The organism is Rhodopirellula maiorica SM1, assembly GCF_000346295.1.
Taxonomy (GTDB): Bacteria; Planctomycetota; Planctomycetia; order Pirellulales; family Pirellulaceae; genus Novipirellula; species Novipirellula maiorica.
This window is the reverse complement of the sequence record NZ_ANOG01000025.1, coordinates 1-13,746: the sequence shown is the minus strand read 5'-3', so window position 1 is coordinate 13,746 and position 13,746 is coordinate 1. Positions and strand designations below refer to the sequence as shown.

Genomic DNA, 13,746 nt, shown 5'->3' with positions numbered 1-13,746 from the left:
GGCAACCTTTCTTAGCTCTCGCAAACGGGTTTGACTCTTCTCTCTCTGTACTTCTTTTCTTTGACTTTGATGTATATCGACGATCCCGATGTCATTCTGATCGGCAGTGGCGTCATGTCCGCCAATCTTGGCGCAATGCTCAAGCGGTTGCGTCCCGAGCTGAAGATCCAACTTTTCGAAGTCTCCGAAGATCTCGCACAAGAAAGCTCAAACGCCTGGAATAATGCAGGCACAGGTCATGCGGGGATTTGCGAATTGAGCTATACGCCCAACCGCAATCCCGATGGTTCGGTGGACGTATCAAACGCGATCTCGATTTTTGAACAGTTCGAACAATCGCGGCAATTTTGGGGCTACGCCGTTGCCGAGGGCATGATTGACTCACCGCATGAGTTCATCAACCCGGTGCCTCACATCAGCTTTGTCCATGGGCAGGCACAAGTCGACTTTTTGAAGGCTCGTTACGATGCGATGTCGTCGCATCATTTCTTTTCGGAAATGGAATTTTCAACCGACCGCGATACGATTCGGCAATGGGCACCGCTGCTGGTCAACGGACGTGATTCCACGCCAATCGCCGCCACACGAATGTTGTCGGGCACCGACGTCAACTTTGGATCGCTGTCGCGGAAATTAATCCAGTGGATGCAGACGCAACCGGGTTGCGGCGTGGCAACCCACCATCGTGTCAATGGACTTCGCCGCACCTCAAGCGGATGGGACGTCTCGGTCCGAGACTTGAGCAGCGGCAAGCCGGTGAAGACCTCCGCAAAATTTGTTTTCATTGGTGCCGGCGGTGGCAGTTTGTCTTTGTTGCAAAAATCGGGAATTCCTGAAAGCAAAGGTTTTGGTGGCTTTCCGATCGGAGGCCAGTGGCTGGTGTGTGACGACCCGGCGATCGTCGCTCAGCATCAAGCCAAGGTTTATGGACAGGCGCAAGACGAAGCGCCGACGATGGCGGTTCCGCATTTGGACACCCGAGTCATTGATGGCAAGAAAGCGATTCTGTTCGGCCCCTTTGCCGCTTGGACCACCCGGTTCCTTAAAGACCAAGGTCATATCACCGATTTGCCTTTTTCGATCCGTCCCGACAACATCGCATCGCTGTTGAAAGTGGGTGCCTACAATCTGCCGCTGGTCAAGTATTTGGTCCAACAGGGACTTCAGAGTATGGGCAGCCGGATGAAGCTGCTTCGCACGTTTTACCCCGAGGCTAAAACGAACGATTGGCGACTGATGGATGCAGGCATTCGCGTCCAAGCGATCAAACGCGAGGACGGCGAAGCGGGCATCGTTCATTACGGCACTGAGATCGTGACCGATAAAGACAACACGATCGCCGCATTGTTGGGCGCGTCACCGGGGGCCTCGGTTTCCGTCTCATTGATGCTGCAGGTCATTCAAAACTGCTTGCCCCATTTGCTTGAAACACCTCAAGCTGCCAGCACGATGAAGCAGTTGATTCCATCCTACGACGAATCGCTGCAATCGCCGTCGGCAGCCGAACGGTTTGAGCACATTCATGCGATCAGTGATCATCAGTTACAACTTCAAACAGATTGATTCTGTCAGCCACGTCACGGTCGCTCGGCAATAATCAGGGCATGCCATAAAGTGCCGAGGTCGCAGACGGCACGGGGAAATTTACGCTGTTCTAACCGGCGCGGCGTGACAACCGAACGTGCTAGAGACGATTGCCAAGCGAACGAAGCCACTCTAAACATCGTCTTTGCTTCCCTCGATGTCAGCATCGTGTTGCGAAAAAATCCCCAAGCGATGGGCTCGATTTACTGCTGACGGTCCATTGGTCACTTGCAGTTTTTCGTAGATATGAGCGACGTGGGTGTCGACCGTGCTGTAGCCAATCTTCAAGCGTGCTGCGATTTCCTTTTTGACGAATCCATCGGCCATCAATGTCAGAATCTCAAACTCTCGATCGGTCAGCAAGTTCTTTGCGTCACGATTGGTTTGTTTCTGTTGCAATGATTCCAACAAATACATCGCCACACCTTTATCCAGCGAGGCTCCGCCTTGGGCCACCATGCAAATCCCCTCGGTAATTTCGCTTAGCCGCGCCGATTTCAACAAATAGCCGGACGCCCCCAATGTGATTGCCCGCAGCACATCTTGTTGTTGATTGGATTGAGTCAAAATCATAATTTTCGCCTGCGGCGCTGACTGACGAAACTGCGGAAGTGCTTCCAGCCCGTCCATTCCTGGCAGCCGTAGGTCGAGCAGAATCAGATCAGGAAGCTCCGAATCCGATGCATTCTGCAGCGACCGCAATCCGATCTCGGAGGTCCCAAATTGGCTGACCAATTCAATGTCGGATTCTTGCTCCAACGCCAACCGTATCACCTCGCGGTATTCCACGTTGTCTTCGACCAACATGACACGAATCAATTTTTCCACAGTGACTCTCTCATGTTCAACTTAAAAATTTTCGAGTACGCAATCGTAACGTAATTCGAGTGCCATGGTTTTCTAAATCTCGAGCATCGACTTGAGCACCGAGCAACCGCGCTCGGCGACGGAGTGAACGCGGCACTCGAGCACCGGTCGAATGTTCTAATCCACTGCCATTATCGGTAATCGTTAAGCACAACTCGCGGTGGTCAGCCTTCAGATGGGTCGTCACAAACGTGGCGCCCGAGTGGCGAAGGATGTTGACCAGACACTCTTTATAAAACAGGAACAAATCAATTCGAACCGCGGGCTTTAGTTTGCGTAGCAAAGCTTCACCTTCGAACGAGATTTCGTGTTCCAAATCGGCCATCATTCGTGTTGATGTTCGACGCATGTCATCCATCAGATCTCCGAACAACCCTTTGGCTTCTAGCAGATTGGAACAATAACGTGTCGCGGCACCACTGCGTTCGGTCAAATCGCGAATCCGTCGCAACAGTGATTTTAGTTGATCGGGTGAATCCGTGGTCGTTTGGGCGAGATCACCAAGCAGTCCGATGGCGTGCAGATTCGCCCCCAATTCGTCATGCAGGTCAGCGGCAATCCGCTGCCGCGTTTGATAGATCACACGTTGGCGAACGATACGCTCGACCAAGATCGTACAAACCGCGATAAACCCGAGCAGTCCCGCCAACCAAGCCAAGCGATTCAAATTCGTCTTTTGGATCTGGTATCGCTCATTCAATTCCGCTCGCAGTAACGGACGCTCCGACTCGAGATCGTGCCGTTTGGCCAACTCGTTCATCCACCGCCGGATCGGCAAGATTTCACCGAACAGATTATTGCCATCGGTCAACGCGGATACCTTTCGCGTAGGGCTATCCGCATTGAAATTCGCCCGAACCGTCTTTCCCACCGAAACGTTTTGTCCGTTTGCAAATAGCTCAATCTCTGCGAAACCGATTCGGGATCCCGTTTTGCCGCCACCCGAGTAGACATAAGGGTCCTGCACGATCAACCGAACATAACGACATGTGGATTCAGGAAACCGACGCATGATGATCGGTCCAACTTCGTAGACCGATTCCATGTGGTATTCGCAGAGCTGAACCGCGTCCGAAAAATCAGGCTCCCTCGAGCCCTCGATTAGCATTGAACGCGGTATGCCAAAATCTTCGGGAACGCTCTGCGGCACCGTATCACTTAGATCAGTTGAATGCATATGAATGCGGCTGAGCGGCACAGGCTGATCGAGGTCAATCACAATTTCGGGTGAATCGCCAACCCCAATCTCGCTGACAAAAGCCAAACTTTGTTTCCCTTCGTAGGCGTCCATCAAATAGGGGACAAATCCGTCAACCAAATGCTGTTTGTGACGGGCAGAACGAGGATCACGTTGTTCCTCGGACGACACATCGACCGATTGTCTCAATGCCACATTTTCTTGACCGCTAAAAACCATGATCTCCGATAGCTGCAAAATGTACATTCCGTCCCACCCGCGAGGTGAAAGCCGAGTCGCCTCGAGTCGCATCCAACTTGCCTCGGTCGCCGGGAACGAGACGACCAACGGAGCAACGCGGGGTAGAATCGAATCCGCAGCCCCGTAGCTGGCCACGACCTTGCCTTTGGACTCGCCCGCAGTCCCCACCAAGATGCGAAACTCGGCCGGGAATCCATCGGCGCGAAAACCGTTGACCGTATCACGCCAAATTGTCGGAACCAGCACGATTTGATTGATGGTCACGTCTTGCTGCCAATCAATCTGAATCCACTCTCCCTGATGATCATCGTGTTTCGCGATCGAACGGTATCCCACCGCCCCCACTCCCGTCCGCATGCTCGGCTGAGCGAGAAACTTAAGTTGTCGGTCGAGCGCGGTCATGCGTTGCTCAAGCGCGGAAAGCGACAGCCGCTTCAGAGGCGAAGCCGAGGAATCCAATGGTCCACTGGACAGCGCCACGGTGAACCACCATCCCACCAACAACGCAATTACGCCAAGCGTCGCGAAAGTCAATAAATGTCTTCGAGCCGGATACATCACCACCACAATTTGCTGCACCTACCAAACGCTTCTCACGTGATCCCAGGATAGTGCAGAGCATCGGTAAGGGCTATTGCGCGGCCAATCCGGCAAAATATCAAGAAACGCCCATTCGTTGGCTGCCTGGCTGCCCGCGTGCCTGACTGCCCGCTCGCGTCGCACTGCTTAGGCTGTGGCGAATTGGGCATCCGAAGTACGCATGACGCAATCTATCAATGTCCCGTCGTAATTAGCTAATGACAACGCCGCCAATCTAGCTAGTCTAAATGATTGACAGTTCCGTCAATTTGCCTACGGTTCGATACGCGCAAAACGATTCCCGCTCGGATACCTTCCGCACACTTTCACTTGAGACCTCGAATAATGATTTACCAAATTCGCTTGCTTGTTGCGGTAACAGCATTGGTGATTGGGTGCAATGCGGTGGCGCAAGCTCAATCAGCCCCGAAGGCACCGGAACCGACGTTGTCAAAAGTGCCTTACGGACAGCATCCCAAGCAATTCCTCTATTTTTGGCAAGCAGAGTCGGATTCGCCCACTCCGTTGCTTTTCTATATCCATGGGGGTGGGTGGCGTGGAGGTGATCCGCAAGACAAGAATTTGTTGAACATGTTGTCGATCCTGCTCGAACACAAAATCTCGGTGGTGTCGATCCAATATCGCTATATCCAAGACGCGGTTGCGGCAGACATCAAACCGCCCGTCAAAGCTCCGCTGCAGGACGCAGCACGGGCGTTACAATTTGTTCGCACCCACGCGGCCCAATGGAATTTCGACCCGCAGCGGATCGCGGCCAGTGGCGGTTCCGCAGGCGGTTGCACCAGTCTGTGGCTTGCCTTCCACGATGACATGGCGGACCTCGATAGCGAGGATCCGGTGGCCCGTCAATCCACTCGCTTGTTCTGTACGGCGACGATACGACCGCAGACGACATTGGATCCGGTTCAGATGAAACAATGGACGCCCAATAGTAATTACGGCAGCCACGCCTTTGGAATCTTCAAACCGGGGCCGAAAGAATTCCAATTGGATTTCGATGCCTTCCTTGCCCAACGTGATGCCATTGCCGATTGGATCGCCGAGTATTCTCCCTATGCATTGGTATCGAGCGACGATCCTGCGACCTATTTGTTTTACAGCAATACACCTGCGATCGGGAAGAAACAAGGCGACCCTACGCACACATCCAACTTTGGACTAAAGCTGCACGAGCACCTTCAATCCAAGAACGTCGAAAGCGAGCTGTATTACCCCGGCGCCCCCGATGCAAAACATCACACGGTCCACGCCTATTTGATCGATCGTCTAACGCGAAACGAAAAGTAGAAACTCGAATCGACTGCCCCGTTCCCACAACCTTTAGAGTACTGTCAGAGAAAAACCACATGATTTCACGCCGCAATTTTATTACATCAGGCCTTGCGGGTGCCGCACTCGCCACCTCCTCGGCTGTCGTTGCTGACGATACGGCGGCGCTTGATGCGGATGTCTCCGTCCCAACGTATTTGCAGGACGTGGCGGAACAGTACGCGGTTGACCCTCGGGGGGCGGCGTTACAGTGGTTTCGCCAAGCAGAGTTCGGTTTGTTCATCCACTACGGTCTTTATTCGTTGTTGGGACGCCACGAATGGGTGATGATCAAAGAGAAGATCCGCGTCAAAGAGTATGAAAAACTAGCAAGTCGTTTTACCGCTGAAAATTTTGATGCGGACTTCATCACCGACATGGCTTTGGATGCCGGTATGAAGTACATCAATTTGACCACGCGGCACCATGACAGTTTCTGTCTGTTCGACTCGAAGTACACCGATTTCAAGAGCACGAACACGCCCGCAAAGCGAGACTTGGTCGCGGAGGTCGCCGAGCAGTGCCAAAACAAGGGACTTGGCTTTTTCCTCTATTATTCTCACGGCCGCGATTGGCGACATCCGCACGCGCCGAACAATTGGGGCTGGGGCGGATCGGCGCGGCCCAAGTACAATCCGCCTGAATCGTTTTATGCCAGCGGCAAGGAACACGACTTACAGATCTACGTCGAGTTCATGAAGAACCAAATCACCGAACTGTTGACCCACTATGGGCCGATCGCCGGTATTTGGCTTGATGGTTTTGCGACCCCCGCATCTCGCAAAAAAAAGATGCACGAATTTAAGACGCAACAACTGTACGATCACATTCACAGTATGCAGCCGCAGGTGTTGGTGTCGTACAAACAAGGGCTGCTCGGAACCGAAGATTTCAAGGCCCCCGAACGTCACTGGAAAGGCGAATCGGATGTTCCGCTCGAAATCTGCGACACGTTGCAGCCGCATGGATGGGGCTACATGAAAACGGACGATGGCAAGCATAAAACCGCCGATCAAGTGATGGAAATGTTGGCCACCGCGAAATCAATGAATGCAAATCTGCTGCTCAATACGGGACCGCTGCCTGACGGATCGATTCACCCCGAAGATCTTGCGACGCTCAAGGAGGTGGGCCGAAGACGACGTCAGGGGTAAGCAGAATACGGCGTGAGATGTCTAGCTTTACTAAAATTTCGCTTGAATCCACGCGAAACAGATGACCACGCGGCAGGTTGGATCAGGATAGAATACAAACGCTAGGATCGAGCACGAAGGACGCCCTTCCGATCCATTCCCGCACACAAACGCAGGTCGAGAAAATACCATGATCCGCCATCCCTTCAATACTCCCCGCGGCATCGCTCGTAACGTGATGGGTCGACGTGCGATGCTGCAAAGCGGAATCGCGTTGGCTGCGACCACGCTGTCGACTTCCAACGTTTTCGCCGACCTGATCGAGACGCCGGCCCAGACCGAAGGACCGTTTTATCCAAACAAAATGCCGCTCGATACCGACAACGACCTGTTGGTGATCAATGATTCGATCACGCCCGCGGTTGGCGAGATCACTCATTTGACCGGACGTGTGCTCGACGCCAAAGGCAATCCCGTTCGCAACGCCTTTGTCGAAATTTGGCAAGTCGATAACAACGCGGTGTACATCAATACGAACGATACGACCAACCGCGTCAATCAAGACAAGAACTTTCAGGGCTATGGTCGTTTCTTGACCGATTCCAAAGGACAGTATTACTTCCGCACGATCAAACCGGTGCCGTATCCAGGGCGAACGCCGCACATTCACTTTGGTGTCAGCAAAAGCGGCCACCGCATCTTGACGACGCAGCTGTACGTCAAAGGACATCCCGAGAACAAACGCGACGGCATCCTTCGCCGCATCGATCCAACATCTCGCCAAACGGTCCTCGGTGACTTCAAACCACTTGTGGATTCAACGATTGGCGAGTTGGCCGTGGATTTTGATATCGTGCTAGGCGTCACCGCTCAAGAAGACGAGCAAGGCCGAATGCACGGCATCGGGAAACCAGAATGGCAACGTCGCGGTCGCTGACACCGGTTCGAGCGCGAGCGTGATCCACGGCCGAGCTGAATCGGGTTCAGCGAATTCGTCTTAGTGTGCCGTCGCATTCCCCTTCGCCGGACGAACCCCTTTGGTCAACGTTTGTAACGGCTCTGCGCCGCCACCATTGATCTCCATCAGAAACCGGACCAGATCAAGAAATTGTTGCTTGCTTGCTAAAGGATTGACCAGTCCTGCTGGCATCGCTGAAATGGTCGATGGTTTGGAAAACTCGATGTCGTCTTGAGCAATCTCAATCAGTTTGCCGCTCGCGGGATCACGCAATACAAGCGTTTCGTCGCTCTCGCTCTGCACGAATCCCATCAAGCTCACTCCATCGACGGTCAACACCATCAACTGCGAATAATCCTTGCGAATGTCTTTGGACGGATCGAGTACGGATTCGACAAGAAAACGATCGGTCACGCCATCCCGCCGCGAAGCGAGATCAGGCGCCAACTGCGGGCCATTGGCAGGGTCGTGACAATTCGCGCACGACAATGCGGCGTTGTAAAACAACGTGGCTCCCAGTTTTGGATCGCCATGCTCTCTGGCCTCGGCGGCGAGCTGCTCAGGATCCGCGTCGGCAAGCGTTTGCGCCAGCGATTCGGTCGGCTTGGCGTCGGCCGACATCCCTTTAATTGCCAACTCGTGAATCGACCAATAGTTTTTTCGTGCCTTGCCCGTTTGCGTGATGCGGACGTGTTTTACTGGTTCGGGACAGTCCAATTCGATCAAGGTGACCGGATCGTCGCCCACCCCGTCGGCAACCGGGTCGCCCCAATCCTTGCCGTCGGCCGAAACATGAATCACAAATTGCCGAGGATAATCTGCTCGCGAGTGTTGGGTATCCAAAGTCAGCGACATCAAACGAATCGGTTTTGGGAATTCGACTGCGAACCACATTCCCGGTTTCTGGTAGGTCGCCGTGTCCCACCGCGTTTTTTCATTTCCATCGATCGCCGCCGATACATGCTTCGCGTTGTGACTGGCTGTCAACGTCCATTGATCCCGATCAAGTTCCGCCGGGTCGAAATAGTTTAATTCGGCAAGCGTCCACGGCCCGATGCGACCGGACGAATCATCGCGAATTCGCGCCACATCCGCTTGCTCGACCAGCGAACCATTATTTCCCCACTGATTGCGAACAAAGTTAGCCACGTCGGCAATCCAGCGATCATCATGTGCCACCATCGGCAACATTAAACCAGCCGCATAGGTTGTTTCGTCAACGGGACCGACCAAGCCATGCAGCAAAATTCGCGTCAGCCGTTCTTTGTGCCCCAACACACGGGCTGAACCAGCAAGCGGTGGAGCCAAGACAAGATCGTGATTGTCGGGCGAGCGTTGACCGGTTCCATCGGCGCCATGGCACTCCGTGCAGAGTGTCTTGTAGGTGATTGCCCCACGCTCGACCGATTCCGCGAGCATCTTGTTGTGTCGGCGCAGTTCCTCGAGTTTCCTTTGTTCCGCCAACGCCGCTTCACGATTGGCAACGATCTGGCTATGCAATTCGCTGATCGCCGAGTTCTCTTTGTGGGCTGCCACGATCTGTTCAGTCCACGCTGCGGCTTGGGGATGTCGCCCGTGACCGATCGAAAGCATCATTTGAATCAAAACATTGGGATTTTCATCATCCATCAATTCTTTGATCGCCATGTCGAGAGAACGATCCGCTGCCATCTGAGGCTCCGCGATTCTCAGCGCCGCACTACGGACTCGCCAATCCGCGTCCGCCAACGCGTCGATCAGCAACGCCGCTGTGACCGCGTCGAGCCCTTCGAGTGTCCACATCGCATGCAGCCTTGCCAACGGGTTCTCGTGAGTTGTTGCCATCGTTTCCAGCGTGGGCACGACGCTACGGTCGCCGTGCAACACGATTAACTTCTGAGCTTCGCTGCGCCACCAACCGTTGGGATGCGAGAGGTGCGAAACCAGTTCCGCAGGAGTCTCGTCAAGCATTCTTGGCTGCGGACCACGCGTGGTGGTTTGATGATCGATGCGATAGATACGTCCACGGCCAATATTTTTTTCCAGTTCGTATTCCCTGACGACTTCGCGCAAATACGATCCCTTGCGAACCCAGTTTCCTTCTTGGATGATGCCTCGATACATATCGACGATATACAGACAACCATCGGGCCCCGTCGCACTGTTAACGGGACGGAAATTGGGATCGGTCGCGGCAATGAACTCGCTGCGATCATAGGCGTTCGAGACGACCACTCGACCTTGATCGTTCGTGACCTTCGCACGACGAATCAATCGCCCCACCGGCTCGGGAATCAACAAATCGCCCTGGAAATCCGCAGGCATTCGGTCACCACGATAAACCGATTGGCCGCAACAGGCCGAAAAGACTGTCAACGTGTTGTCGTCACGAAGCCGTTTCGGTCCACCCTGGACATCGGGCACGTTGTCGATGGGAAAGACTTCGCGAAAGCCTGCCGCTTGCTCACCGCGGAGCGATAGTTTCCCGTAGACAATCGGTCGCTGAAAATCCATCGCGGGATTTTCGCCACCAGCCGTGGAATAGAAAATGCGGCCCTCGTCATCGTGAGTTAATCCCCATTGCCCCGATCCATGCGGCAACGGTTCACGAATCACTTTTCCATCAGTAAATCGGATCCGTTCATGGGTGTAGGTGGCGTAGATCCAATTATCAATATTCCAAATCAACCCGCTGGTTTGATGCTCTAGATTATTGCCTACTCGTCCTCGCTCGCACCACATTTCGATTCGATCGGCGACGCCGTCGTCGTCGGTGTCTTGATAACTTTTCAAGTCGAGCGAGTTGGTTTCACAAATAATGACACGATCCAACAGCGGCAACACCATTCGTGGTAATGACAGATTGTCCGCGAACACCGTGTGTTTGTCGTAGATCCCGTCATCATCGGTGTCCTCGTGCCGCGACACACGACTGGTGGGTTTCAATTGGTTCTTACCATCGATGTCCTGCATGTAGGTTCGCATCTCGATCACATACATGCGACCGTTCCCATCCCACACCGCCGCCACGGGTTCCTCGATATCAGGTTCCACCAAAACGGGGACCAAGTCGTATCCCGGTTGGATTTTCATCGTTGCGATCGAATCCGCAGGCGAAAGCGGTGGTGCTTTCGAACTGACCTCTTCGGCGAACGCAATCGGAATCAAAGTCCCAAAAACTAGAAGAACAAGAAGATGACGTACTAAACGCATGAAGTGCACTCGAGAATGTTTTAAGAGAGGAGAGATAGGCTCGGATATTGCAGACAGCGATACGCCAGAACGCTAATCCAACAGGATTTCTTTGGTGGCCAACGCTATCGAATAGCCACACGGATGATTTTCATTTTGCCGCAGTCACGCGAAGCGTATCCGGTTCGCCCGAGGAATCGGTATCGATGAACTGAAAACTCCATACACTTTGATCCACCGCCTCGGCAAATCTTAATCCATGGTCGTTAAGTTTTCCGTCCCACTTCATGACGTCCCATGAACCAACCTGGGGATCGTCAACGAAACCAACATCTAATAATGCTCCGTCGGCAAACGTCACATCGCCACCACCATCGTTGCCAACTTCGTCGATAAAAATCGTGCTAAGTCCTCGATCGTCGATCAACGCCGCTAGAGTGCTGCCGGTATTTTGAACCCAAAATCCATCGAAACTACTAAACGATCCGATACGGATCTTCGAAGCGTCGGAGCCACGAACACGGAACGTTCCCACACCATCGCTGTAACCGATCGTCACACCGGCGCGTGATTCCAGCGAACCTGCGGAAATCTCGAAGGATCCGGCGCCCTGGTGACTGCCCACTTCCAAACTGCTAGTGGACAACTGGACGCCACGCAGCAACAACAACTTGCCGCCACTGATTTCATAGCTTCCTTGGGACTCCTTATCGAGCCCAATTTGCAAGGCGTTCACAGTAACGTCGCCATCAAACTGCTTCACGGCTCCGTCACCGCCAGCAACCCCCACGCGAGTGTAGTTGTTTGAATTGATCGTCGCCGTGATCGTGCCACCGAGGATATCCATTTCCCCTTTTTCGCCCTTTGCTGTTCCAACATGGATGGCGTTTAGGTTCCCGATCGTTTCATCATTGACAATCGCTTTGTCACGATCCGATCGGTCGACTCGAACAACGTCGTGCTGCGCCGGCAAAATCCCTAATAACCAATTTGCCGGTTCGTTCCAGCGATTATCGTCTGCCGTGTTGCTCCAAGACACGTTTGCCAAGTCGTAGTAGGCACGAAGTTCCTGCGGATTCAGTGCCGAACTGAAAATTGCAAACTCATCCATGCGGCCATTGAAGTTGCGAACCGGAGCGTAGGATCCACCGGTCAAGGAACTGTTGCCGATTTCAACGTTATCAAGCCGTAACGTCCGAGCATGGTCGAGCCCGAACGAACGAATCGGTTCGTTTGATACAAGATTACCATTAACGTATTGGCGGACCGTCCCTTGTTGACCATCCCAAACAAATGCCAACTGCACCCAAGTACCGAGTTGCGATCGGCGGAAAACCGGTGAACTAGGGTAAGCTTGCACTTCACTGCGTAGCGAATGTTCGCGCCGTTCGAAAGACAGACGCGCCGAGTCGGCGGATTCCGGTGCAATCCACCACTGAAAATCGCCGACTAAATCACCATTGGACGTCAGCAACGAACTGATCGATGTATCCAACGCGTCCAACCGCACCGAGGTGATGCAAGTGAGTGTCGTGTGGATACCAGGAAGCGAGAACCGAATTCGATCCGACATGTTCTTGAATTCAAACGCTTCCTTTCCCGGCCATCGTCCCTGAGTTCGGTTGCAACCGATGATGGTTCCGTCGGCAACATTTTCCGAATGGATCGCATGATTGGTGAGAACCGTTTCCCCTTTTTCCGACCTGCTAAAATCGAAATAGACCAAGCAGTCCGGATGCTCTGTCAAAGCGTCACGGCGTCGTTGCCATGCGAGTTTCTGCACCACATTTGCGTTACGAGTCCGTGAACGGATTTGCGATTCTGTAGGAAACGAGTTCGACTGCGATGGAATATCCCGGTACGCCCCCACCGAGGCGACGCTGACCGAACTGCCTTTTCGCAATTCACGCATCGAATCGGTATCCGTTGGCGACACAAGTTCGACCATGCCGTCGATCACATGAACTTCGGTTTCTTCGTTTGGATTGATATTCATGGCGAACGCGGTGCCGCGATCAACCACTTTGACAAACGGTGCATGGACAAGGAAACCCTCCGCCGGCGGTGGAACATCCACTCGAAACCGTCCTTGCCGGCATCGGACTTCCATGTCGCTGATGATTTCCAAGTCGGCAGGGCCCTCGAGAACCATCAACGCACCGCTGGTGGTTTGGATTTCAATCAATCCACTTTCGAACTGAATGCGTCGCGGCGGCATCGGTTCGCCAAGGTGAGGCGCCGAATCCGCATCGATCCAATGGACATCAACGGCTTTCCGCAATAGCGCCACCCATTGGTCGATTTCGCTTTCTCCACTGTGGGGATGACGAAGCGAATCGCCGGTCGCGGCACTTTGTTGGGCAAGTTGGGTTTGTGATTGTCGACTGCTATAGAATTGCAGCCCCACGGCAACCAACACGCATGCGGCAAGTAGCAACGTGACTAATCGCGTAAGCGTGTTTTTTGCAATGAATCGAGGTTTTTCCGAATCTGGATGCGCTCGTAGCGATACCGACGTGGGATGACGATCGTGATCCACAGATCCAATCGACGCATCAGACGCCGATGGTGATCGTTTTGGGGACGACGGATTCGAAGATCCCTGCTCACTTCCCCAACTTTCCTGACCTTGCTGGCGAAGTATCGAGTGGATCTTCGCCTTCTGCCAAAAAGAGCTCTCGTGCCTG

General features: G+C 53.5%; 8 protein-coding genes. 4 read left to right on the top strand and 4 right to left on the bottom strand.

The features are described from left to right. Positions 1-30: 30 nt before the first annotated feature. Positions 31-1,563 carry a malate dehydrogenase (quinone) gene (gene mqo / locus RMSM_RS00860; protein WP_236621949.1) on the top strand — a complete coding sequence of 511 codons (1,533 nt, stop codon included), beginning with the start codon at positions 31-33 and terminating at the stop codon, positions 1,561-1,563. 153 nt (positions 1,564-1,716) lie between these two features. Here mqo and RMSM_RS00855 read toward each other — a convergent pair whose 3' ends face one another. Next, positions 1,717-2,412 (bottom strand): response regulator, encoded by a 696-nt coding sequence (locus tag RMSM_RS00855; RefSeq protein ID WP_008690140.1) that lies wholly within the window; start codon positions 2,410-2,412, stop codon positions 1,717-1,719. 16 nt (positions 2,413-2,428) lie between these two features. Next, positions 2,429-4,423 (bottom strand): histidine kinase, encoded by a 1,995-nt coding sequence (locus RMSM_RS00850; protein WP_236621948.1) that lies wholly within the window; start codon positions 4,421-4,423, stop codon positions 2,429-2,431. 390 nt (positions 4,424-4,813) lie between these two features. Here RMSM_RS00850 and RMSM_RS00845 point away from each other — a divergent pair, with 390 nt between their 5' ends. From RMSM_RS00845 to RMSM_RS00835, 3 genes are all read left to right on the top strand, one after another. Next, on the top strand, positions 4,814-5,776 hold the full coding sequence (locus RMSM_RS00845) for an alpha/beta hydrolase (RefSeq protein ID WP_008690138.1): 963 nt from the start codon (positions 4,814-4,816) through the stop codon (positions 5,774-5,776). A gap of 59 nt (positions 5,777-5,835) precedes the next feature. Further along, the gene (locus RMSM_RS00840; RefSeq protein WP_008690137.1) at positions 5,836-6,951 is read left to right on the top strand and encodes an alpha-L-fucosidase; all 1,116 of its coding nucleotides are present in this window, start codon (positions 5,836-5,838) and stop codon (positions 6,949-6,951) included. A 169-nt stretch (positions 6,952-7,120) separates the two neighbouring features. Next, entirely contained in the window at positions 7,121-7,867 is a 747-nt protein-coding gene (locus RMSM_RS00835) for a dioxygenase family protein (protein ID WP_008690136.1), read from the top strand. A 60-nt stretch (positions 7,868-7,927) separates the two neighbouring features. Here the strand turns inward: RMSM_RS00835 and RMSM_RS00830 are convergent, their stop codons facing one another. Both RMSM_RS00830 and RMSM_RS00825 read right to left on the bottom strand, forming a co-directional pair. Further along, on the bottom strand, positions 7,928-11,080 hold the full coding sequence (locus RMSM_RS00830; protein WP_052031433.1) for a DUF7133 domain-containing protein: 3,153 nt from the start codon (positions 11,078-11,080) through the stop codon (positions 7,928-7,930). Between the two features lie 130 nt (positions 11,081-11,210). Next, complete coding sequence (locus RMSM_RS00825; protein WP_008690134.1) at positions 11,211-13,598, bottom strand: LamG-like jellyroll fold domain-containing protein; 2,388 nt, start codon at positions 13,596-13,598, stop codon at positions 11,211-11,213. Between the last annotated feature and the right edge of the window lie 148 nt (positions 13,599-13,746).

Bases quoted from the DNA above. Each gene is read 5' to 3' on its own strand.
- RMSM_RS00845 (WP_008690138.1), top strand. From the start codon at position 4,814: ATGATTTACCAAATTCGCTTGCTTGTTGCGGTAACAGCATTGGTGATT.
- RMSM_RS00840 (WP_008690137.1), top strand. From the start codon at position 5,836: ATGATTTCACGCCGCAATTTTATTACATCAGGCCTTGCGGGTGCCGCA.
- RMSM_RS00835 (WP_008690136.1), top strand. From the start codon at position 7,121: ATGATCCGCCATCCCTTCAATACTCCCCGCGGCATCGCTCGTAACGTG.
- RMSM_RS00830 (WP_052031433.1), bottom strand. From the start codon at position 11,080: ATGCGTTTAGTACGTCATCTTCTTGTTCTTCTAGTTTTTGGGACTTTG.